Source organism: Micromonospora sp. CA-111912 (genome assembly GCF_050948415.1).
GTDB lineage: Bacteria > Actinomycetota > Actinomycetes > Mycobacteriales > Micromonosporaceae > Micromonospora.
Map to the genome: position 1 here is coordinate 6,713,725 of NZ_CP192007.1, position 20,314 is coordinate 6,734,038.

A 20,314-nucleotide genomic window follows, 5' to 3' on the forward strand; every position below is an offset into this window, starting at 1 on the left:
GGGGCGTCAGCCCTCGGCGGCGAGCGCGGGCTCGGCGGGACGGCCGCCCGGCCGGTCGTCGACGGGCGACCCGCTCAGCTCGTCGAGGCGGACCAGGGCGACCCCGGCGACGATCAGGGCACCGCCGAACAGTTGCACGACGGTCGGCAGCTCGCCCAGCACCAGCCAGGCGATGAGCACTGCGAACATCACCTCGGTCAGCCCGAAGAACGAGGAGAGCCGGGCCCCGAGGATCCGGGTTCCGGCGATCCCGGCCAGGTACGCGACCACTGCGGCGACCAGCGACAGGCCGGCGATGGGGAGCAGCCAGCTGGTGCGCTGCCCCGCGAAGGTCACCTCGCCGAAGGTGGCCCGCAGCGGCAGCACCCCGGCCAGGCCCAGCAGGAGCAGGACCGCCGCGCCGACGGCCATGCCGGCGCTGGCCATCGTCACGGACGGCAGGCCGTCGTCGAGGCGGCCGGCGACCACGAAGTACCCGGCGAGCCCGACCGCCGCGCCCAGCCCCCACAGCACGCCGACCGGGTCGAGGCGGCCGGCGCCGGTCAGGTCGAGGACGCCGACGAGACCGGCCAGCGCGGCGACCGCCCCGGCCACGGTCAGCCGGCGCGGACGCTGCCCGTGGACCAACCACATCCAGCCGACCACGAGGATGATGCCCAGGTACTCCAGCAGCAGCGCCACGCCGACCGGGAGGTAGCGGACGGCGTTGAAGAAGCACGCCTGGGCGAGCGCGACGCCGAGGAGCCCGAAGACGCCGACCGGGGCGAGGTTGCGCCGCAGCACGCCCCACCGGCCGCGCACGGCCAGCACCCCGGGCACCGCGAGGACGGCGGCGGCGAGGCCGACCCGGGCGACCACCGCGGCCTCCGCGGACCACCCGGCCTCGATCAGCGACCGGGCAAAGGTGCCCGAGGTGGCGAACGTGACGGTCGACAGCAGCACCAGGCCGAGACCGGTGCCGGCGGCGGGTCGTGGACGCATCGAATTCCCCAGTACGTCATGAGTGAAGTAGCCTTACACCGATGACGCTAGGCGGGTCGCCTGACAGGAGTCAAGTTGCTTTTCGCCCATGACACCGAGGACGGGCTGATCGCCACCGCCGCCCTGGTCAACACCACCGGAGACCACGGCGAGGCACTACCCGACGTGGCCGCCCTGGACGCGCTCTTCGCCGCGCACGGCTGGACCGGCCGGCACGAGCACACCGATGCGGAGCTGCGGTCCGTCCGGAACCTGCGTCCGCGGCTACGCCGGATCTGGCACGCCGACACCGACGAAATCGTCGCCATCGTCAACGGGCTGCTGCGCGAGGCCGGGGCGCTGCCGCAGCTCGTCCGGCACGACGACGAGCCGTACCACCTGCACGCCGTGCCCGGGGACGCACCGCTGGCCACCCGGATGGCGGTCGAGGCCGCGATGGCCCTGGCCGACCTGGTACGCAGCGGCGAGCTGAGCCGGCTGCGCGTGTGCGACCACCCGGACTGCGACAACGTGCTGGTCGACCTGTCGAAGAACCGTTCCCGGCGGTACTGCGACGCGAGCTGCGGAAACCGCGCCGCGGTCACCGCCTACCGGGCCCGCAGGGCCGCCACCCGCCCCTGACCCACGTCACGCCACTACCCGCCCTCATGGCGGATTCGCGACGCCTTGACACCGCCGCGTCGTTGACACGGATTCGATCAATCGGCAGGCGGTCGGGGAAGCGTGGTCAGGAGGAGGTGTCCGTCATGAGCCAACGGGAGACGGCGACGCGAAGCAGGACGTTGTCCCCGGCGGGCCCGGCCGGGGCTGTGACGTCCCAGTCGTACTTGCGGCGGAACCCGTCGACGGCCCACTCCGGAAAGGGCGAACGCACGATGGTGACCGCGCCCTCCGCCACCACCGGGTACACGCCGTCCGGCAGCGCCAGCGACACCCGGGGATCGGCAACAATGTTATGGGTCTTCCGGTTCCGCTCCTGCGTGCAGATCCACCACTCGCCGTCCCGGTACAGGAACCAGACCGGCGTGACGTGCGGCGACCCGTCCGGTCGCACCGTGCACAGCCAGACGATCCGTTCCCGCTCGAGCCGCTCCAGGATCTCCGGGTCGAGCACCATCTCTCCGATCACTGCGGCATCGCCGCGACGAAGGCCAGCCACGAGGCCGGTCCGACGGTCAGCAGCGGCCCCGTCGGGTCCTTACTCCGGCCCCGACGCATCGGCGGCCGGCCCGGCTCCGCCACCAGGAAGGCCGACGCCGTCGTCTGTTCAACGATCATCGACAACCGCCCTCCACACCGATGGTGATCCACGCCGACACTCCGCAGCCTACGGAAGGCCCAGCACAAAACGGATCCCGCAGCCGTCGGCTACTTTACCGATCATCTGACCGTGAAGGACGGACGGCCGCGCGGGCCTGTCCCCCGGCCCGGTCGTCCGCTGCGGCCGCCCTGCTCCCCAGGCGGGTGCGGTCGCCATCGCCGCAGTGATGACGCAGACGATTCAGCTCCACAGGGAGGCCGATCTATGCCCCCGGCCCCCGCACAACCAGCGGGCTGCACCCCCGCCAGGCAGAGCCCGGGCCAGGCGGGCCAGGCCAGGCGGGCCACGACGGGGGCCGGTAGCGTGGACGGGGCAGCTCCAAAGGGCCAGCCGGCAGGGTCCCGCCCGTGGCCGGACGGGGTCAGGGATGGGTCATCCGGAGCAGGTCGAGGGCCTCGTCGAGCTGGTCCGCGCTGAGCCTGCCGTCGGCCACGTGACCCCGGGCGATCACCACGTCCCGGATGGACATCTCCTTGGCCAGCGCCTCCTTGGCGATCGAGGCGGCCTCGTCGTACCCGAGGTGACGGTTGAGGGGGGTGACGATCGACGGCGACCCCTCGGCGTACGCCAGGCAGACGTCGGCGTTCGCGACCAGGCCAGCCACGCAGCGGTCGGCGAGCAGGCGGCTCGACGCGGCGATCAGCCGGATCGACTCCAGCAGGTTGCGGGCCATCACCGGCAGCATGACGTTCAGCTCGAAGTCGCCCTGCGAGCCGGCGAAGCCGACCGTGGCGTCGTTGCCGACCACCTGGGCGCAGACCTGCCGGACGGCCTCGGCGACGACCGGGTTCACCTTCCCCGGCATGATCGACGAGCCGGGCTGGAGGTCCGGAATGCGCAGCTCGCGCAGGCCGGCCCGGGGGCCCGAGCCCATCCACCGGATGTCGTTGGCGATCTTGTAGAGGCCGACCGCGATGGTCCGGAGCTGCCCGGACGTCTCCACCAGCGCGTCCCGGGCACCCTGTGCCTCGAAGTGGTTGCGGGCCTCGGTCAGCGGCAGGCCGGTGGACTCGCGCAGCTTGGCGATCACCGCCGCGGCGAAGCCGAACGGGGTGTTGATCCCGGTGCCCACGGCGGTGCCGCCGAGCGGCAGCTCGGCCAGCCGGGGCAGCGCCCCCTCCAGCCGTTCGACGCCGTAGCGGACCTGGGCGGCGTACCCGCCGAACTCCTGGCCCAGGGTGACCGGCGTGGCGTCCATCAGGTGGGTGCGGCCGGCCTTGACCACGGTCTCGAACTCGGCCGACTTGGCCTCCAGCGCCTCGGCGAGGTGGGTCAGCGCCGGCACCAGGTCCTCCACGACGAACTGGGTGGCGGCCAGGTGGATCGAGGACGGGAAGACGTCGTTGCTGGACTGGGACGCATTCACGTCGTCGTTCGGGTGCACGTCCCGGCCCAGTTCCCGGCCGGCCAGGGTGGCGATCACCTCGTTGGTGTTCATGTTGGACGAGGTGCCCGAGCCGGTCTGGAAAACGTCGATCGGGAACTGGTCGTCGTACCCGCCGTCGGCCACGTGTGCGGCGGCGGCGGCGATCGCGGCGGCCACGTCCGCGTCGATCACGCCCAGCTCGCCGTTCACCTGGGCAGCCGCGCCCTTGATCTGGGCCAGGGCCTTGATCTGGGCCGGCTCGATCCCCCGCCCGGAGATCGGGAAGTTCTGCACCGCGCGCTGGGTCTGCGCCCGCCACAGCGCCTCGGCGGGCACCTCCACCTCGCCCATCGAGTCGCGTTCGATGCGGTAACCCGCTGCCTCTGAAGTCGTCACGCCCTCCATCCTGCCGCGCCCGGCAGCTACTCGCAGCGAGGCTCAGGAGAAAACGGGCCGGAGGCGAGCAAACCTCGATGCAGCCCGGGACGCCAAAGGGTCATCTCATGTTGTACCGATGACCGGAGCTCACCAGCCTGCCCAGAAGCCGAAGGTAGCGCGGCCACGACATGACCAGGCCCTCCGGGCGGGCTGCCCCTCGCCACCTCGGCCGCCGCCTTGTCCGGCATGTCGTTCCACCTTCCGGGCCCGCAGATCGCGCCGAAAATCGAAGGCGCGTAGACAGTCGCGAATATAAGATCATGGAGTCGTTGTCTCCGACCGGAGGTCCTCAACTTGCAGTTCAACCGGGGTTTCACCGGCGTCCCTTCCGGACGCCTCCGGCACGCACCGCGCCGGTTCCTCACTGCGGGCCTCGCCGGCCTGCTCGCCGGCGCGAGCGCACTGGCCGTCACCACCGGGCCGGCCGCCGCCGGCGTGACCCAGTACGTCCTGCCGACCAGTGTCAGCTACACCGACGCCCGGCAGCCCACCCTCGCCTTCCCCACCACCGCCGCCGACGTGCCCGTCGGCACGTGGCAGGCCGACGGGGTGAAGCACACCTCGCGGGCCTACTTCACCTTCGACCTCACCCCGTACCGGGGCAAGGAGGTCATCACCGCCCAGGTCGTCACCGGGGAGTCGGCGGTCACCGACTGTGACCGGCCGCGTAAGCTGGAGCTGTGGCGCACCGACACGCCGGCTGCCGCCCCCACCTGGAACACCGCTCCTGCCGTACGCGAGAAGGTCGGGGACGTCGGCCCGACCGCACCCTGCCCCGCCAGCTACCTGGAGATGGGCGCCACCGAGGTGTTCCGGCAGGCCGTCGCCGACGGGCGCGACTCGCTCACCCTGATGGCCCGGATCGCTGGCGACCACGAAGAGAACAAGCACTTCGGGCGGCGGGTGAAGAAGCCGGGAGCCTCGCTGCTGGCCAACGGCGCGCCCGACGTGCCGAGCAAGCTGATCGTCGCGGGCCGGGCCTGCACCGACGGGCTGCTGATCGGCACCACCACCCCGATCCTCACCGCCGAGGTGACCGACCCGGACAAGCTGGAGCCGTATGCCGGGGACCAGGTGCGGGCCACCTTCGCCTGGTGGCCGGTCGACCGGCCCGCCGAGCGGACCGAGTGGACCTCCTCCGGCTGGTACGCCCCCGCCCTGATCCAGTACACGGTGCCGAGCGGCCTGCTGGTCGACGGCGGCACGTACGCCTTCGTGGTCCGCGCCGCCGACGAGCACGCCGCCTCCGGCTGGTCGCCGGAGTGCCGGTTCACCGTGGACACGGTCCGCCCGCCCGCGCCCACGGTGGTCTCCACCGACTACCCGGCCGACTCAGGCTTCCCCGGCCACGGCGGCCCGGGGATCGCCGGCGACTTCACCTTCAGCAGCGCCGCCGACGACATCGCCGGATTCTGGTATGGCCGTTCCGGCCTCACCACGTACGCCGCCGCCGGCCCCGGTGGCACCGCGACGGTCAGCTACACCCCCGACAGGTACGGCCCGAGCTGGCTCAACGTGCAGGCTGTGGACCGGACGGGCAACCGCTCGACGCAGACCCGGTACGAGTTCACCGTGCGCAACACCGCGCCGACGGTCACCGACGGCGACCCCGACGCCTGGCTCGGGCAGCCGCGCGAGTTCACCTTCGCGCCGAACATGACGGACGTGGTGGAGTACGTCTGGTCGCTCAACAACGGCACCCAGCAGACCGTGGCGGCGGACGCCGCCGGCACCGCCACGGTGACGGTCACGCCGACGTTGGTGCACAACACGGTGCACGTGCGCAGCCGCACCCGGGACGGGGTGCTCTCCGGCGACGCCGGGTACACGTTCTCCGTCCGCACCGCCCCGTTCGTCACCTCCGAGCAGTGGACGTTCGACGGGATGCCGGGCGCGCCGGCCGGCACCGAGGGGAGCTTCACCTTCAAGCCGGCGATGGCTGACGTCACCGAGTACGTCTACGCGTTCGACTACGGCGACCCGCGGACCGTACAGGCGGACGCGGACGGCAGCGCGACCATCTCGTACACGCCGGCCAACGCCGGTCACCACACGATCGAGGTGTTCAGCCGGACCAGCGCCGGGGTGCAGTCGGCCTCGGTCGGCCTGGCGTTCTACCCCGCCTCGATCGCGCCGACCGTGGCGTCCGAGGTGTACCCGCGCAACACGACCGGCGGCGGGCCGGGCGTGCCGGGCACCTTCACCTTCGCCCCGCACTCCTCGGTCACCGGCGTCACCTCGTACGTCTACCAGTTCCGGGGCGAGCCGGAGCGGACCGTGGCGGCGAACGCGGATGGCACCGCCAGCGTCGAGTGGACGCCGTCGGCGTACGACAACGAGTACGGCGGTTGGACGGAGCTGCGGGTGCGGGCGCGGACGGCCGCCGGGGTGACCACGGACGCGCAGTACTACTCGTTCCGGGTCGACCCGCAGAGCCCGCTGGTCACCTCGGACGTGTTCGGCTGGCAGGGCGGTGCCGTGGTCGGGCAGACCGGCGAGTTCGTGTTCACCGCCCAACTGCCGGGCACCACGGAGTTCGTCTACTCGTTCGACGATGGCGCGGAGAGCACCGTGGCGGCGGGCGCGGACGGCACGGCCCGGGTGAGCTGGGCGGCGGACTCGCCGTACGGCCACAGCCTGACCGTGCGCAGCCGCACCGCAGCGGGTGTTGTCTCCGGCCCGGCGTACTACAACATTTTCATCGACCCAAGCTGATCCGACGGGGTACGCCAAGGGGCACCGGGCCTGCGCCCGGTGCCCCTTTCGTCATGCGCGGGACGGTCAGCGGCGGCCGACGGTGAGCACGGGCTTGGTGACCTAAGCGTCAGGGCTCCGGATGCCCTCGGGCTCCACGCCGAGGGCTCCGCCCTCGCCCCGCTGGCCCGCGCCGATCTTGCAGTTGCGGCCCGGACAAAAGGGGCTAAGCGCCCTCCCGGGGGGCCGAAAGTGCAAGATCGGCGCGCATTGGAGGGCGAGGAAGCGGGGCGTGGTGGAGGGCTGGGCGGCTGGGTCGGGCCTTGACTTTCAAGCGTCAGGATTCCCGGTTGCCTCGGGCGGGACGTGCCAGCCCACGCCGGGAACCATGACGGCCAGAGAGTCGGCCGCCAGTGCGTCCATTGCCTTCGAGGCGGTCTCGCGCGCCACCCCGTAAATCTGGGTCAGCGTCTTCTCGGACGGGAGCCTGCTGCCCGGCGGGTACTCGCCGGCCTCGATCGCCTTCCGAAGAATCGCGGCGAGTTGCCGGTATCGCGGCACCGGCGACATCGGGTCGATCCTCGCAGTCATGGCTTCATCATTGCGGGCAACAGGAGCGCCCACGGCGATAGCGGCACCCAGGGCACCCTAGGCAACCTAGGCAGCAGGGCGTAGAGTAACTGCATTCCTCGGGCGCTCGGCGGCCGGCAACCCTCGAAGCACCCAGGGCTTCCAGAGCAGGTGGCCCCCGGCAAGCGCAGCCACACGAACCGGGGGCCTTGATCGGACACGGGAGGTCCGACCCAATGAACAGTTTCCCTGACCCCCTCCAGCCGCCCCCGACCCGAAGACGCACCTCATGACGATCCTGGTGGTCGGCCGACGGGAGCTACCGGATATGGGCACGGTAGAGGTGTGGTTCGACGCCGGTAGCGGAACAACGGGGCTGGACCGGCCGGCTAGCGGCGGCCGACGGTGAGCACGGGTTTGGTGACCTCGGCGAAGAAGTCGTTGCCCTTGTCGTCGACGACGATGAAGGCCGGGAAGTTCTCCACCTCGATCTTCCAGACCGCCTCCATGCCCAGCTCGGCGTATTCGAGCACCTCGACGTGCTTGATGCAGTCCTGGGCGAGCCGGGCGGCCGGGCCGCCGATCGAGCCGAGGTAGAAGCCGCCGTGCTGGGCGCAGGAGCGGGTCACCTGGGCGGACCGGTTGCCCTTGGCCAGCATCACCATCGAGCCCCCGGCGGCCTGGAACTTCTCCACGTACGCGTCCATCCGGCCGGCCGTGGTCGGGCCGAACGAGCCGGAGGCGTACCCCTCGGGGGTCTTGGCCGGGCCGGCGTAGTAGACCGCGTGGTCGCGCAGGTACTGCGGCATCGCCTCGCCCGCGTCCAGCCGCTCGGCGATCTTCGCGTGTGCGATGTCCCGGGCGACGACCAGCGGGCCGGTCAGCGACAGCCGGGTCTTCACCGGGTACTTGGACAGCTCGGCGCGGATGTCGTCCATCGGCCGGTTGAGGTCGACCCGGACCACCTCGGACGCGTCGAGCGTCTCGTCGGTGACGTCGGGCAGGTACCGCGCCGGGTCGGTCTCCAGGCGCTCCAGCCACACACCCGACGGGGTGATTTTGGCGACCGCCTGCCGGTCCGCCGAGCAGGACACGGCGATCGCCACCGGGCAGGACGCGCCGTGTCGGGGCAACCGGACCACCCGCACGTCGTGACAGAAGTACCGGCCGCCGAACTGCGCGCCGATGCCGAAGTTGCGGGTCAACTCCAGCACCTCGGCCTCCAACTCCAGGTCCCGGAAGCCGTGCGCGGTCATCGAGCCGGAGGTGGGCAGCGCGTCGAGGTACTTCGCCGAGGCGTACTTGGCGGTCTTGAGGGCGTACTCGCCGCTGGTGCCGCCGATGACGACGGCCAGGTGGTACGGCGGGCAGGCCGAGGTGCCGATCAGCCGCAGCTTCTCCTCCAGGAACTGCATCATCCGCGTCGGATTCAACAGCGCCTTGGTCTCCTGGTAGAGGTACGACTTGTTGGCCGAGCCGCCCCCCTTGGCCATGAACAGGAACTTGTACGCGTCCGGGTGGCCGTCCGGGTCCTCGGCGTAGATCTCCACCTGGGCGGGCAGGTTGCTGCCGGTGTTCCGCTCGTCCCACATGGTCAGCGGGGCGAGCTGCGAGTAGCGCAGGTTCAGCTTCGTGTACGCCTGGTACACGCCCCGGGAGATCGCCTCGGCGTCGCCGCCGTCGGTCAGCACGTGCCGGCCGCGTTTACCCATCACGATGGCCGTGCCGGTGTCCTGGCACATCGGCAGCACCCCGCCGGCGGCAATGTTCGCGTTGCGCAGCAGGTCCAGCGCGACGAACCGGTCGTTCGGTGAGGCCGCCGGGTCGTCGATGATCGACCGGAGCTGGGCCAGGTGCGCGGGGCGGAGGTAGTGGGCGATGTCGTGCATCGCCTCGGCGGTCAGCGCGGTCAGCGCGGCCGGCTCCACGGTCAGGAAACGGCGCCCGCCCGGCCCGTGGACGACGTCGACGCCCTCGTCGGTGACCAGGCGGTACTCGGTCTGGTCGGGCCCGGTCGGCAGCAAGGGAGCGTAGGAGAACGCGGCACTGCTCATGAGCGGAAAGCCTAGGGCAGACCGGTCGATCGGTGGCACCCGACGGGTCGGTCCTGGGACGCCGCTCTCATCCGCCGCGCTCAGCCGTCCTTGTCGTCCCGTTCGGGGCAGAGTTCCCGCTTCGGCCCGCAATCGCCGTCGTCGCCGGGGCCCCCGTCGATTCCCCCGCCGGGGTCACCCGGGCCGGGATCACCCGGGCCAGGGACGCCACCGTCGCCGGGCGGCCGTGTGGGGGCTGTCCCGCCCGCGCCGAAGCGGACGTACCCGATCTCCCGGCCCTCGCCGATGACCATGCCGGCCGGGCCGATGGCCAGGGCGTTCGCCGAGGTCCGCAGCACCAGCAGCTCCTTTCCGGTACGCGGGTCCAGCGCGATCAGCCGGCTCGGCTTCTCCTCGGCGAGCACCGCCGCGTACGGGGTGAGCGTCCCACCGCTCCGGCCGCCGGCCGCCCGGGTCCACCGGTTCCGGTTCGCGCCCAACTCCCGGGCGACGATCGACCGCTTGTCGGCGGTGCGGACCAGCGCGTACCGGTCGTCGACCGCGATCAGCTTCTCCCCCTCGCCGTTGACCTGGAGCAGCCGGCCGTCGTACCCGTCGATGACGGACTCCCGGCCGTTCGGGGCGACGCCGATCAGCACGTTCCGCGCGCCCTGCGGGTCCTCCCGCTGGGCGCAGCCGGCGCTGTCGGCGGTGCGCAGGTTGACCCCGGTGCGCCGCCACACCTCCCGGCCGGTGGTCGGGTCGTGGGCGGTGAGGGTGAACGCGCACGCCCCGTCCTGCGAGACCGCCCGAATCCGCAGCATCCGGCCGCCGACCACCGCGAGCCGCTCGTCCCGGCCGGGCTCGACGTCCTGGAGCACCCGCCCGGTGGCGGTGTCCACGACGTGCACCCGGCCGTCGACCGGGAAGCCGAGCAGCGGGGGCACCGCCTCCGGGCCGGCCACCCCGTCGTCGACCCGGGTGGTGCTCAGCCGGCGGGTGCCGAGCAGGTCCGGGTTGTCGGCGAAGAGGCCGGTGCTGACGCCGGGCAGGAACGCCGTCCACAGGGGCGCGGTGCCGCGCGGGTCCCAGGCGCTCAGCGTGCAGTCGGTCGCCTCGGTGCACCGGGCGTCGAGCAGCAGGTTCCGGTACGTCCACACGGCCACCGCGTCGTCGTCGCGGCGGCGGGTCGCCCCGGTTGTCGGGTCGAGCAGCTCGTACCCCTTGACCAGGAGCTTGCCCACGGCGACGACCGGGTCGCGGTCGCCGCCGGCCACGGCGGACCAGTCGGCCTTGCGCTCCCAGAGCTGGACGCCGGTGGCGAGGCTGCGCGCCTCTACCCGGGTACGCTGCTCGACGACGACTGCCCCGCCGGCGATCGTGACGCTCTTCGGGGTCCCGCCGATCCGCTGCTGCCAGACCACGTCGGGCTCGGAGATCGGCTCACTGCGGTCGACCCAGTCCCACACCCCGGGCCACGGGTTCCACACCCCGGCGGCGGCGAGGACGACCACCGTGACGAGGGCGAGCAGCAGCCAACCACGCAACCTGAGGCCGCCCACCTTCGCCACACCGGACACGGTAACGACGATCACCGCCGGGTCGAGTGCCCGCGCGCCCGTGTCGCGGCGCTTTCTGCGCGGCGGACGTGTTAAGAGGGCCTCTGCTGCACCGGGGACGTCAGGAGGGTGCCCTTGCCTCCCGGGCCGCGGAGCGGACGAGGGGGAGCACCCGGTACGGGATCTGCTGGGCGAGCGCGATGATCGTCGACGCCCGGCGGATGCCCTCGTACGAGACGATCTGGTCGATCACCCGCTGGAGGTCGGCGTTGGACCGGGCGACGATCCGGCAGAGCAGGTCGCTGGAGCCGGTGATGGTGTGCGCCTCCAGCACCTCGGGGATCGCCGCGAGGTGCGCGGTGACCGCGTCGTGCCCGAGCCGCTGGCTGATCTCCAGGGTGACGAAGCTGGTCACCCCGAAGCCGATCGCGGCCGGGGAGACGTCCGGCCCGAAGCCGCCGATCACGCCCCGGTCGACGAGCTTGTCGAGCCGGGCCTGGACGGTGCCCCGGGCCACCCCGAGCCGCCTGGAGCACTCCAGCACCCCGATCCGGGGCTCCTCGGCGAGCAGCCCGATGAGTCGCGCGTCCAGTTCGTCGAGCTGGACATCCTGCACAGCGGTCACGGATGCAGACCATACCGAATGCGCAACCTGACCAGGGATTCGGCCAACTATTGCCCAACCACCCGCAATCCGGCGATCCTCGCCAGACAACCCACCGACGGCGGCCCGCGAGGCCGGCCGGTACGCAAGGGAGGTCACCATGACCCAGGCGATCGACCGACCCAAGTCGACCGAGGACATCGACGTCGACGTGCTGGTCGGCGCAGTCGACCACGACATCAGCCGCGACCCGTTCCCGGTCCGGGGGCTCGACCACCTGCACTTCCTGGTCGGCAACGCCAAGCAGGCCGCGCACTACTACTCGACCGCGTTCGGCATGACCTGCGTGGCGTACCGGGGGCCGGAGCAGGGCTACCGGGACCACGCCGAGTACGTGCTGACCAGCGGCTCGGCCCGGTTCGTGCTGACCGGCGCGGTGCGCCCGGACGCGACCGGCGCGGACCACGTGACGAAGCACAGCGACGGCGTCAGCGACATCGCGCTGGAGGTGCCGGACGTCGACGCCGCGTACGCGCACGCCACCGCGCAGGGCGCGACCGGCCTGATCGAGCCGCACGACGTCTCCGACGAGCACGGCACCGTGCGGATGGCGGCCATCGCCGCGTACGGCGACACCCGGCACACCCTGGTCGACCGGTCCCGGTACACCGGCCCGTTCCTGCCCGGCTTCGTGGCCCGGGGCCCGATCGTGGACCGGCAGCCGATGATCGACGCCGGCCTCCAGCCGAAGCGCTTCTTCCAGGCCGTCGACCACGTGGTCGGCAACGTGGAGCTGGGCCGGATGGACGAGTGGGTGGAGTTCTACAAGCGGGTGATGGGCTTCTCCAACATGGCGGAGTTCATCGGCGACGACATCGCCACCGACTACTCGGCCCTGATGAGCAAGGTCGTCGCGAACGGCACCCGGAAGGTGAAGTTCCCGCTCAACGAGCCGGCCGTGGCCCGCAAGAAGTCGCAGATCGACGAGTACCTGGAGTTCTACCAGGGGCCCGGCGCCCAGCACATCGCCGTGGCCACCAACGACATCCTGAGCAGCGTCGACGCGATGCGCGCGGCCGGCGTCGAGTTCCTGGACACCCCGGACTCGTACTACGAGGACCCGGAGCTGCGCGCCCGGATCGGCAACGTGCGGGTGCCGATCGAGGAGCTGAAGGCCCGCAAGATCCTGGTCGACCGGGACGAGGACGGCTACCTGCTCCAGATCTTCACCAAGCCGGTGCAGGACCGCCCGACGGTCTTCTTCGAGCTGATCGAGCGGCACGGCTCGCTGGGCTTCGGCAAGGGCAACTTCAAGGCCCTGTTCGAGGCCATCGAGCGGGAGCAGGAGAAGCGGGGCAACCTGTAGCCACCTGCGACACTGTCCAGCGTGACCCAGCCTCCGACGTACCCGACGCCGCCGGCCGGTGGGCAGCCGCCCGCCGCCGGTGGCGTCGCGCCGCCCCCCGCCCCGGCCCCGCAGGGGTACGCCGTCCCGGCGCAGCCCGGCCCCACCGGCTACGCCCCGCCGGGCGCCTCCGCCGGTCCGCCGCCGTCGCCCGGCTGGACCGGCCCGCCCGGGTACGCCCCGCCGCCCGGCTGGGCCCCGCCGCCGCGTCCCGGGTTCCCGCCGGTGCCGGTCGCCCCCAACGGGCAGCCGCTGGCCAGCTTCAGCGACCGGCTGCTGGCCCACCTGATCGACAGCGCCGTCGCCGGCGCGGTCGCCATGGTGCTGTTCCTGCCGGTCTTCATGATCTTTGCGTTCAGGATCTTCGGCGGCATCGACCAGGCCCACCCGGCTGGCACGTACTACGCGGCCGACGCGGGCGACTTCATCACCGGCTTCATACTGCCGCTGCTCCTGGCCGAGCTGGTGCTCTTCGTCCTGATGCTCGGGCTCTACTGGCTCTACCACGTCGAGTACCTGCGCCGGACCGGGCAGACACTGGGCAAGAAGGTGATGAAGATCCGGGTCGTTCCGCTCGACCCGAACCAGACGCTGGACCGTGGCATTGCCGGGCGGCGGTACCTGGTGCAGTTCGTCGGGGCCATGTTCGTGCCCGGGCTCAGCTACGTCGACGGGCTCTGGCAGCTGTGGGACAAGCCCTGGCAGCAGTGCCTCCACGACAAGTTCGCCCGGACGGTCGTCGTTAAGGTTGCTCCGTGAGCGTGCAACCAGGCTGGTACGTCGACCCCGCCGACCGCGAGACCAGGCGGTACTGGGACGGTGGGGGCTGGATCGGTGCGCCGATCCCGGTCGACGCCACCCCGCCGGAGGGCCCACCCCCGGTCGAGCCCCCGCCCCCGGTCAGCCCCGCCGCGCCGCCCGGCCAGCAGGCCACCCGCCCGGGGCAGCAGCCCGCGCCGCACGGGCAGCAGGCCACGCCCCCGGTGCAGCAGCCCGGGTCGCCCGGCGCCCTGGGGCCGTCCGGGCCCGGCCCGTTCCCCGGCTGGCCGGGCCCCGGCCCGCAGCAGGGACCAATCGGCGGCCCGCCGCAGGGCCCGGGACACGGGCACGGCCCGCCACCCGGGTACGGGCACCCGCAGGGGCCGCCGCCCGGCTGGCCGTACCCGAACTGGCCCGGGCGCCCGCCCGCGCCCCGCCCGCACGGGCTGCCGCTGGCCTCCTTCGGCGCCCGGCTGATCGCCCGGCTGATCGACTTCGGCGTCGTGTTCCTGCTCAACGCGGTCGTCAACGGCTGGTTCGTCTACCGGTACGTCGAGGAGATCACCCCGTACTTCCGCGAGGTGCTGCGCCGGGCCGTGGCCGGCGACTCGTCCACCGAGGGGCTGCCCCAGCCGGGCGAGCAGGCCGGCGGGCTCCAGGTCGCCATCCTGCTGATCGCCACCGCGCTCTGGTTCGCCTACGAGGTGCCGACGATGGCCGGCAACGGGCAGACCCTCGGCAAGCGGATGATGGGCGTACGGGCCGTGCCGGTCGAAGCCGACCAGCCGCTCGGCTTCGGCCGGGCGCTGCGCCGGTGGAGCACGCTGGGCCTGCCCACCCTGCTCTGGTACTGCTGCGGCTTCGGCCTGCTGCTCCAACTCGTCGACGCGCTGTCTCCGCTGTTCGACCATCCGCTGCGCCAGGCGCTGCACGACAAGCGCGCACAGACCGTGGTGGTCCAGCTCCCCCGCGTCCCCCGTACCGGCAGTGGCTCCGCCGCCCCGAAAGACTCCGCCAACCCCCCGGGAGACACCTCATGACCGACACCGGACGCCACCGGCCGCCGCTGCGGCTGACCCGCGCCGACCTCGACGCGCTGCCGAACTACGTGCCCGGCCGCAGCCCCGCCGACCTGGCCCGCGAGCTGGGCCTGGCCGAGGCGATCAAGCTGGCCAGCAACGAGGTGCCGTACGGCCCGCTGCCCGGCGTGGTGGAGGCGGTCGCCGAGGCGGTCGCCGGCTCGCACCGGTACCCGGACATGGGCGTGGTGGCGCTCCGCGCGGCGCTCGCCGAGCGGTACGGGGTGGACGCCGACCGGATCGCCACCGGCTGCGGATCGGTGGCGCTGGCCGAGCACCTGGTCCGGGCCACCTGCCTGCCCGGCGACGAGCTGCTGTACTCGTGGCGCTCGTTCGAGGCGTACCCGATCATCGCGGCGACCAGCGGCGCGACCAGCGTGCGGGTGCCCAACGACGCCGGGCACGGGCACGACCTGACGGCGATGGCCGCGGCGGTGACCGACCGGACCCGGATGGTGCTGGTCTGCAACCCGAACAACCCGACCGGCACGGCGGTGCGCGGGCCGGAGCTGGACCGGTTCCTCGACTCGGTCGGCGACGACGTGCTGGTGGTCATCGACGAGGCGTACCGGGAGTTCGTCACCGACCCCGAGGTGCCCGACGGCCTGACCTACCTGGACCGGCCGAACGTGGTGGTGCTGCGCACCCTGTCGAAGGCGTGGGGGCTGGCGGGCCTACGGATCGGCTTCCTCGTCGCCGCCCCCGAGGTGGCCGCCGCCGTGCGAAAGGTGGTCACCCCGTTCTCCACGAGCATGGCCGCCCAGGCCGGCGCGCTCGCCGCGTTGGCCCAGGCCGACGAGGTCCAGCGACGCTGCGCGCTGGTCGTCGCCGAGCGCGACCGGGTCACCGAGGCGCTGCGCAAGTTCGTCCCGGACGTGCCGTCGAGCCAGGCGAACTTCGTCTGGCTGCCGCTGGGCGACCGGGCGGTGGAGTTCGGCCGGGCCTGCGAGGTGCGCGGGGTGATCGTCCGGCCGTTCCCGGGCGACGGTGTCCGGGTCACCATCGGCACCCCGGCGGAGAACGACGCCTTCCTCGCGGTGGCCGGGTCCGCCCTGTCGTGACGGCAGGGGCCGGCCCACGCCTCAGGTGGCGGCGAGCACCACCGGCTCGGACATCAGGAAGTAGCGCTGGTCGTCGGCGTCCGGGTCGGCCGGCTCGCGGAGCCGCTCCATCGCCACGTAGCCGCCCCCCGCGTACGCCAGACCCGGCACCCAGCCGATGCCGTCCCGGCCCACGTCCAGCGGGAAGCGGGAGCGCTCCGCGCCCGAGCTCGGGTCCAGGGTGACCAGGTCGTTCGCCTCGGTCAGCAGGTGCACCCGGCCGGGCTGGGCGGCGATGATCCGGGCCGGCCCCAGGTCTGCCCGACGCCACAGCTCCTCGCCGGTCCGGGCGGCCCGCCCGCTCACCGCCCCGTCGGCCGCCGCGACGACCCGTTCGCCGTCCAACTCCGACCCCGCCGGGTCCAGGGCCGGGGCGGCCACGGGCGAACCCGCGCCGACCAGCCAGCCACGTCCCGCCCCGTCGGCCGGGCCGGTGGTCCGCAGACCCCGGCACCGGGAGCGGTGACTCACGCACCCGACCGGGGTGACGGTCAGCTCGGCGGTCGCTTCCGGGGGCGCCCAGCGGGTGGTCTGCGTCCCGGTGGCCACGTCGCGGAACTCCACGGTGGCCGGCCCGGCGCAGCGGTCCACGGCGACGAACTGCCCGGCCGCCGTGGTGGCCACGTCGGCACGGCACCCGCCGTCCACGTCCGCCGACCAGAGCTGCCGGCCGTCGGCGAACGCGATGCCGCGTACCCCGTCTGCCCCGGAGACCACCAGCACCGGCCGGCCGTCCGCGGCCCGGGCGAGGAAGAGCCCCGGCGGGTCCCAGACCGCCCCGGCCCCGGTGCGGCGGGCGGTCCAGCCCTCGGCGGGCGCGGGGCCGTCGGCCTCCCAGGCCACCCGGCCGGTACGCGCGTCCAGCGCCACCAGCTTCCCGTCCGACCACCGGCTGACCACGGTGGTCCCCTCCGCCACCACCCCGCTGACCTCGGCCGGCCAGCGCCGGTACGACCAGTACGGGGTGACCCGGTACCGGCTGTCGGCCGGCTGGTCGGCGTACACCTGACGGGTGGCGGCGTAGACGCGGAGGCGGCCGTCCACGATCAGCGGGGCCACCGGCAACCGGCCCACCACCCCGACCGCGGGGGTGACCGCCGCCGGGTAGCCGGCCCGGGCGGGCGTGTCGACCTCGGCGGGAGCGAGCACCCGGTGCACGACCACCGCGACCGCCCCGGCACCGACCAGTGCCGCGACCGCCATCGCGACCCGCCGCCGCCCCCTCGCGAACACCATGCCGCACCTCCGCCCGGCACCCTACCCAGGAGGGCCGCCGTCGCCCCGGTCAGGCCGCCTCCGCGGCAGCCGCCGGGTCGACAGCGCGGGCGAGGTCGGCGAGGTCCCGGCGGAAGGTGCCCTCGACCGCGCGGGCGGCCAGGCCGCCGAAGAGCAGAGCCAGGACGCGACCGTACGGGGCGGTGGACACCGCCTCCTGGCGCACCGTCACGGCGGTGCAGGACCGGCGGCGGCGCCGCACGGGATGCAGCGTCCAGGTGGTCCGGTAGCTCACGCCGATGCCGAGCGAGGTGAGCACCAGCCGGCGGGGCGGCGCGGCCTCCAGCACGACGAACTCCTCGGCCTGTCCGCCGCCGTCCGGCCGGGTGCGGGTCTCCCGCCAGGCCGTGCCCGGGGCGAGCTGGCCCGGGGTGAGCAGCTCGACCTGGCCGACCGTGCAGAGCCAGTCCGCGCGGGCCGGCAGGTCGACCAGGATCCGCCACAGGTCGACGGCGGGTGCCTGGATGAACTGGGTGACCGCGACCGTCGACATGACACCTCCCGTGTCCTCCACGGTACGGTGGGTGAGCGTGCGGCGGGGCCCCAGCGGCGGGAATTCCGCCGCTGGGGGCCGTCCCGGGGCGAGGCGGCACCGGGCCTCCCCCGGGATGTCGATCAGGCCCGGAACCGCCCGACCTGGATGGCGTCGACGAAGGCGGTCCAGCCCGGCGGGCTCACGGCCAGCGCCGGCCCGGCCGGATTCTTCGAGTCGCGTATCGCGACCACGCCGGCGGTGTCGACCAGGTTGTCCGCCACCTCCACGCACAGTCCCTGGTCGTTGGAGCGGCTGCTGGTGCGCCAGACGGCGCCCGCGAGATCGGTCATGCTCTTTACCTTCTGTCCGCTGAGACGTCCACGACGGCCGGCGTCGCTGCGCTGCGCCGCCGGCCGGGGCCGCCGCGACGGACGGTCCCGACGCTCAACGCGGATACGCCGGACCCCGATCGCACAGCGGGTGCGATCGGGGTCCGGTGGTGCGTCGAAGCGGCGTTCCGGTGGCGCGGCGGGGCGGCTCGGCTCGGCCCCGGTCAGCGGGCCGGGTGGACGGTCCCGGTTACCTCGCCGAGGGCGACGGTGGTGCCGTCCGGGCCGGGCGCGGTGGCGGTGAGGGTGACGGTGTCGCCGTCCTCCAGGAAGGTCCGGGTCTCGCCACCGACCTTGACCGGCTCGGCACCGCCCCAGGTCAGCTCCAGGAACGAACCGACCTGCCCCCGATCGGGACCGGACACGGTGCCGGAGGCGTACAGGTCGCCGGTGCGCAGGGACGCGCCGTTGACGGTGAGGTGGGCCAACTGCTGCGCGGGGGTCCAGTACATGGTGGCGAACGGCGGCTCGCTGACCCGCTCGCCGTTCCACTCCACGGCCAGCCGCAGGTCCAGCCCGACGTGCGGCACGTCGCGCAGGTACTCCGTCACCGGCGGGTCCTGGTCCGGCGCGGGCACGAACGCGTCGGCCAGCGCGTCCAGCGGGGTCACCCAGGCCGACACGGAGGTGGCGAAGGACTTGCCGAGGAACGGGCCGAGCGGCTGGTACTCCCAGGCCTGGATGTCCCGGGCGGACCAGTCGTTGACCAGCACCACCCCGAAGACGTGGTCGGCGAAGTCGGCCGCCGCGACCCGGTCACCGAGCGCGCTCGGCACGCCGACGACGAAGCCGACCTCGGCCTCGATGTCGAGGCGTACGGACGGGCCACAGACCGGGCCCTGCGGGGTGGCCCGCTGCCCGGTCGGGCGGACGATCGGCGTGCCGGAGACCACCACGGTGCCGGCCCGACCGTGGTATCCGATCGGCAGGTGCTTCCAGTTCGGCAGCAGGGGCGGCTGGCCGGGGCGGAAGATCTGCCCGACGTTCCCGGCGTGGTGCTCGGAGGAGTAGAAGTCGACGTAGTCGGCCACCTCGAACGGCAGCAGCAGCTCGACCTCGGCGAGCGGGACGAGCAGCGGTTCCACCGCCGCCCGGTGGGCCTCGTCGGTGAGCAGCTCGGTGACCCGCTGCCGCACGGCCGTCCACTGCGGGCGGCCCAACGCCAGGAACGCGTTGAGGGAGGGCCGGCCCAACGCGCCGGCGGCCAACACCAGCCCGGCCGCCTCGGCACCGGCCAGGTCGAGCACGAAGTTCCCGATGCGTACGCCGATCCGGGGATCGTCCCCGCCCCACCGGAACACCCCGTACGGCAGGTTGCGCACCCCGTACGCCGAGCCTTCGGCCTCCGTCACCCAGGTCATCCGTCGTACCCCCCGTTCACCAGCCCCAGCCGGATCAGATCGGTCAGTGGTTCCTCGATGCTGCACGAGCCGAAGCCCACCCACAGCGGCCGGTCGCCGTCCCGCCCGGTGCGGGCCCGCTCGACCAGCGGCGCCGGGTCGGTCGCGGCGAGCAGGACGGCCACCTCGGCCACCTCGGCCCCGTCGGCGGCGGCGAGGGTCGCGGCGAGCACGTTGCCGAAGCCGTGGTGGGTGAAGCCGGTCTCCGGGTCACGGTGCCGCACGGCGTGGTGCAGCCCGGCGGTCAGCTTGAACGGCAGCTCCCGGTCCCGGCAGGCGCAGATGACGGCGGCCAGCTCGGCCGGGGTCGGGAACAGCTCGGCGGCCAGCCCGCCGGTGCGGAACTTGGCCGCGACCGGCACCCCGTCGGCGCGGGCGGCGGCGACCGTGTCCAGCGCCCCCATCAGCCCGAAGGTCAGCGGGATCTCGGCGTAGACGTCGACGTCGCCCCACCGCCCGGTCAGCTTCAGCAGCTCGGTCAGGCCGGGCTGCGGGTCCTCGCCGCGCCTGGCGACCGCCACCTCGATCTGGCGGGCGGTGACGCCGGCCGGGGCCAGGAACGACAGCGCGGCGGGCAGCCCCTCGACGCCGGTGTCGCCGATCAGCCCGACGACGAGGCCCTCGGCGGGGTCGACCAGCGGGGTCAGCTCGCCGGCGACGACGGCCGAGGCGGGGACGAGCAGCGGGCCGACCAGGCCGGCATGCCAGGAGTCGCGGTGCCCGCGGTGGGCGGCGACCGCGTCGGGCAGCGTCGCGCTGCCGGGCGGGAAGACGGCGGCGTCGTCGACGAGTCCGGCGAAGAGGCGGGGCACCTGCGTTGACACGACACAAGAACTTACGGGACGCTACAAGGAACGGACAACAGC

At 73.2% G+C, this 20,314-nt stretch carries 19 protein-coding genes; 6 read left to right on the forward strand and 13 right to left on the reverse strand.

Translation table 11 applies throughout. The features are described from left to right. Window positions 1-6: 6 nt before the first annotated feature. Window positions 7-981 (reverse strand): EamA family transporter, encoded by a 975-nt coding sequence (locus tag ACQPZO_RS28600; protein WP_433345052.1) that lies wholly within the window; start codon window positions 979-981, stop codon window positions 7-9. A 75-nt stretch (window positions 982-1,056) separates the two neighbouring features. Between ACQPZO_RS28600 and ACQPZO_RS28605 the strand changes: the two genes are divergently transcribed. Continuing rightward, complete coding sequence (locus ACQPZO_RS28605) at window positions 1,057-1,602, forward strand: CGNR zinc finger domain-containing protein (protein WP_433345054.1); 546 nt, start codon at window positions 1,057-1,059, stop codon at window positions 1,600-1,602. Between the two features lie 106 nt (window positions 1,603-1,708). Here the strand turns inward: ACQPZO_RS28605 and ACQPZO_RS28610 are convergent, their stop codons facing one another. The 3 genes from ACQPZO_RS28610 to ACQPZO_RS28620 all read right to left on the reverse strand — a co-directional run bounded on the left by ACQPZO_RS28610 (window position 1,709) and on the right by ACQPZO_RS28620 (window position 4,064). Then, window positions 1,709-2,110 carry a pyridoxamine 5'-phosphate oxidase family protein gene (locus tag ACQPZO_RS28610; RefSeq protein WP_433345056.1) on the reverse strand — a complete coding sequence of 134 codons (402 nt, stop codon included), beginning with the start codon at window positions 2,108-2,110 and terminating at the stop codon, window positions 1,709-1,711. After that, window positions 2,107-2,259, reverse strand: coding sequence for a DUF397 domain-containing protein (locus ACQPZO_RS28615; protein WP_433345058.1), 153 nt, complete (start codon window positions 2,257-2,259; stop codon window positions 2,107-2,109). The genes ACQPZO_RS28610 and ACQPZO_RS28615 overlap by 4 nt, the downstream gene beginning before the upstream one ends. Window positions 2,260-2,663: 404 nt before the next feature. Further along, entirely contained in the window at window positions 2,664-4,064 is a 1,401-nt protein-coding gene (locus ACQPZO_RS28620; RefSeq protein WP_433345061.1) for a class II fumarate hydratase, read from the reverse strand. A gap of 336 nt (window positions 4,065-4,400) precedes the next feature. Between ACQPZO_RS28620 and ACQPZO_RS28625 the strand changes: the two genes are divergently transcribed. Next, a complete protein-coding gene (locus ACQPZO_RS28625) occupies window positions 4,401-6,821 on the forward strand; it encodes a hypothetical protein (RefSeq protein WP_433345063.1) in 2,421 nt (806 codons plus the stop codon). Between the two features lie 309 nt (window positions 6,822-7,130). On the opposite strand, the gene ACQPZO_RS28630 is transcribed toward ACQPZO_RS28625, so the two are convergent. The 4 genes from ACQPZO_RS28630 to ACQPZO_RS28645 form a co-directional block, all read right to left on the reverse strand. Next, window positions 7,131-7,370: a GntR family transcriptional regulator gene (locus ACQPZO_RS28630; RefSeq protein ID WP_433345066.1), complete on the reverse strand. Its 240-nt coding sequence runs from the start codon at window positions 7,368-7,370 to the stop codon at window positions 7,131-7,133. 389 nt (window positions 7,371-7,759) lie between these two features. Further along, entirely contained in the window at window positions 7,760-9,424 is a 1,665-nt protein-coding gene (locus ACQPZO_RS28635; RefSeq protein ID WP_433345069.1) for a fumarate hydratase, read from the reverse strand. 80 nt (window positions 9,425-9,504) lie between these two features. Further along, window positions 9,505-10,974, reverse strand: a complete 1,470-nt coding sequence (locus ACQPZO_RS28640; protein ID WP_433345071.1) for a PQQ-binding-like beta-propeller repeat protein — start codon at window positions 10,972-10,974, stop codon at window positions 9,505-9,507. Window positions 10,975-11,083: 109 nt separating this feature from the next. Next, on the reverse strand, window positions 11,084-11,587 hold the full coding sequence (locus ACQPZO_RS28645; protein WP_433345073.1) for an Lrp/AsnC family transcriptional regulator: 504 nt from the start codon (window positions 11,585-11,587) through the stop codon (window positions 11,084-11,086). Between the two features lie 139 nt (window positions 11,588-11,726). Here ACQPZO_RS28645 and hppD point away from each other — a divergent pair, with 139 nt between their 5' ends. From hppD to hisC, 4 genes are read left to right on the forward strand one after another with little or no spacing between them, the layout of a single operon-like run. Beyond that, window positions 11,727-12,932, forward strand: coding sequence for a 4-hydroxyphenylpyruvate dioxygenase (gene hppD / locus ACQPZO_RS28650; RefSeq protein WP_433345075.1), 1,206 nt, complete (start codon window positions 11,727-11,729; stop codon window positions 12,930-12,932). A gap of 21 nt (window positions 12,933-12,953) precedes the next feature. After that, a complete protein-coding gene (locus tag ACQPZO_RS28655) occupies window positions 12,954-13,730 on the forward strand; it encodes an RDD family protein (protein WP_433345077.1) in 777 nt (258 codons plus the stop codon). Continuing rightward, on the forward strand, window positions 13,727-14,770 hold the full coding sequence (locus tag ACQPZO_RS28660; protein WP_433345079.1) for an RDD family protein: 1,044 nt from the start codon (window positions 13,727-13,729) through the stop codon (window positions 14,768-14,770). The genes ACQPZO_RS28655 and ACQPZO_RS28660 overlap by 4 nt, the downstream gene beginning before the upstream one ends. Further along, on the forward strand, window positions 14,767-15,870 hold the full coding sequence (gene hisC / locus ACQPZO_RS28665) for a histidinol-phosphate transaminase (RefSeq protein WP_433345081.1): 1,104 nt from the start codon (window positions 14,767-14,769) through the stop codon (window positions 15,868-15,870). Before ACQPZO_RS28660 ends, hisC begins: the two co-directional genes overlap by 4 nt. A 21-nt stretch (window positions 15,871-15,891) precedes the next feature. On the opposite strand, the gene ACQPZO_RS28670 is transcribed toward hisC, so the two are convergent. From ACQPZO_RS28670 to ACQPZO_RS28690, 5 genes are all read right to left on the reverse strand, one after another. Continuing rightward, a complete protein-coding gene (locus tag ACQPZO_RS28670) occupies window positions 15,892-17,145 on the reverse strand; it encodes a PQQ-binding-like beta-propeller repeat protein (RefSeq protein ID WP_433345084.1) in 1,254 nt (417 codons plus the stop codon). A 49-nt stretch (window positions 17,146-17,194) separates the two neighbouring features. Beyond that, the gene (locus tag ACQPZO_RS28675; RefSeq protein ID WP_433345086.1) at window positions 17,195-17,677 is read right to left on the reverse strand and encodes an SRPBCC family protein; all 483 of its coding nucleotides are present in this window, start codon (window positions 17,675-17,677) and stop codon (window positions 17,195-17,197) included. A gap of 122 nt (window positions 17,678-17,799) precedes the next feature. Next, window positions 17,800-18,009 carry a DUF397 domain-containing protein gene (locus tag ACQPZO_RS28680; protein ID WP_433345089.1) on the reverse strand — a complete coding sequence of 70 codons (210 nt, stop codon included), beginning with the start codon at window positions 18,007-18,009 and terminating at the stop codon, window positions 17,800-17,802. Window positions 18,010-18,212: 203 nt separating this feature from the next. Beyond that, window positions 18,213-19,409, reverse strand: a complete 1,197-nt coding sequence (gene fahA, locus ACQPZO_RS28685) for a fumarylacetoacetase (RefSeq protein ID WP_433345092.1) — start codon at window positions 19,407-19,409, stop codon at window positions 18,213-18,215. After that, window positions 19,406-20,272, reverse strand: coding sequence for a hypothetical protein (locus ACQPZO_RS28690; RefSeq protein WP_433345094.1), 867 nt, complete (start codon window positions 20,270-20,272; stop codon window positions 19,406-19,408). The genes fahA and ACQPZO_RS28690 overlap by 4 nt, the downstream gene beginning before the upstream one ends. Window positions 20,273-20,314 lie beyond the last annotated feature (42 nt).

Bases quoted from the DNA above. Each gene is read 5' to 3' on its own strand.
- hppD (WP_433345075.1), top strand. From the start codon at position 11,727: ATGACCCAGGCGATCGACCGACCCAAGTCGACCGAGGACATCGACGTC.
- ACQPZO_RS28630 (WP_433345066.1), bottom strand. From the start codon at position 7,370: ATGTCGCCGGTGCCGCGATACCGGCAACTCGCCGCGATTCTTCGGAAG.
- ACQPZO_RS28615 (WP_433345058.1), bottom strand. From the start codon at position 2,259: ATGATCGTTGAACAGACGACGGCGTCGGCCTTCCTGGTGGCGGAGCCG.
- hisC (WP_433345081.1), top strand. From the start codon at position 14,767: ATGACCGACACCGGACGCCACCGGCCGCCGCTGCGGCTGACCCGCGCC.
- ACQPZO_RS28680 (WP_433345089.1), bottom strand. From the start codon at position 18,009: ATGACCGATCTCGCGGGCGCCGTCTGGCGCACCAGCAGCCGCTCCAAC.
- ACQPZO_RS28635 (WP_433345069.1), bottom strand. From the start codon at position 9,424: ATGAGCAGTGCCGCGTTCTCCTACGCTCCCTTGCTGCCGACCGGGCCC.
- ACQPZO_RS28600 (WP_433345052.1), bottom strand. From the start codon at position 981: ATGCGTCCACGACCCGCCGCCGGCACCGGTCTCGGCCTGGTGCTGCTG.
- ACQPZO_RS28670 (WP_433345084.1), bottom strand. From the start codon at position 17,145: ATGGTGTTCGCGAGGGGGCGGCGGCGGGTCGCGATGGCGGTCGCGGCA.
- ACQPZO_RS28675 (WP_433345086.1), bottom strand. From the start codon at position 17,677: ATGTCGACGGTCGCGGTCACCCAGTTCATCCAGGCACCCGCCGTCGAC.
- fahA (WP_433345092.1), bottom strand. From the start codon at position 19,409: ATGACCTGGGTGACGGAGGCCGAAGGCTCGGCGTACGGGGTGCGCAAC.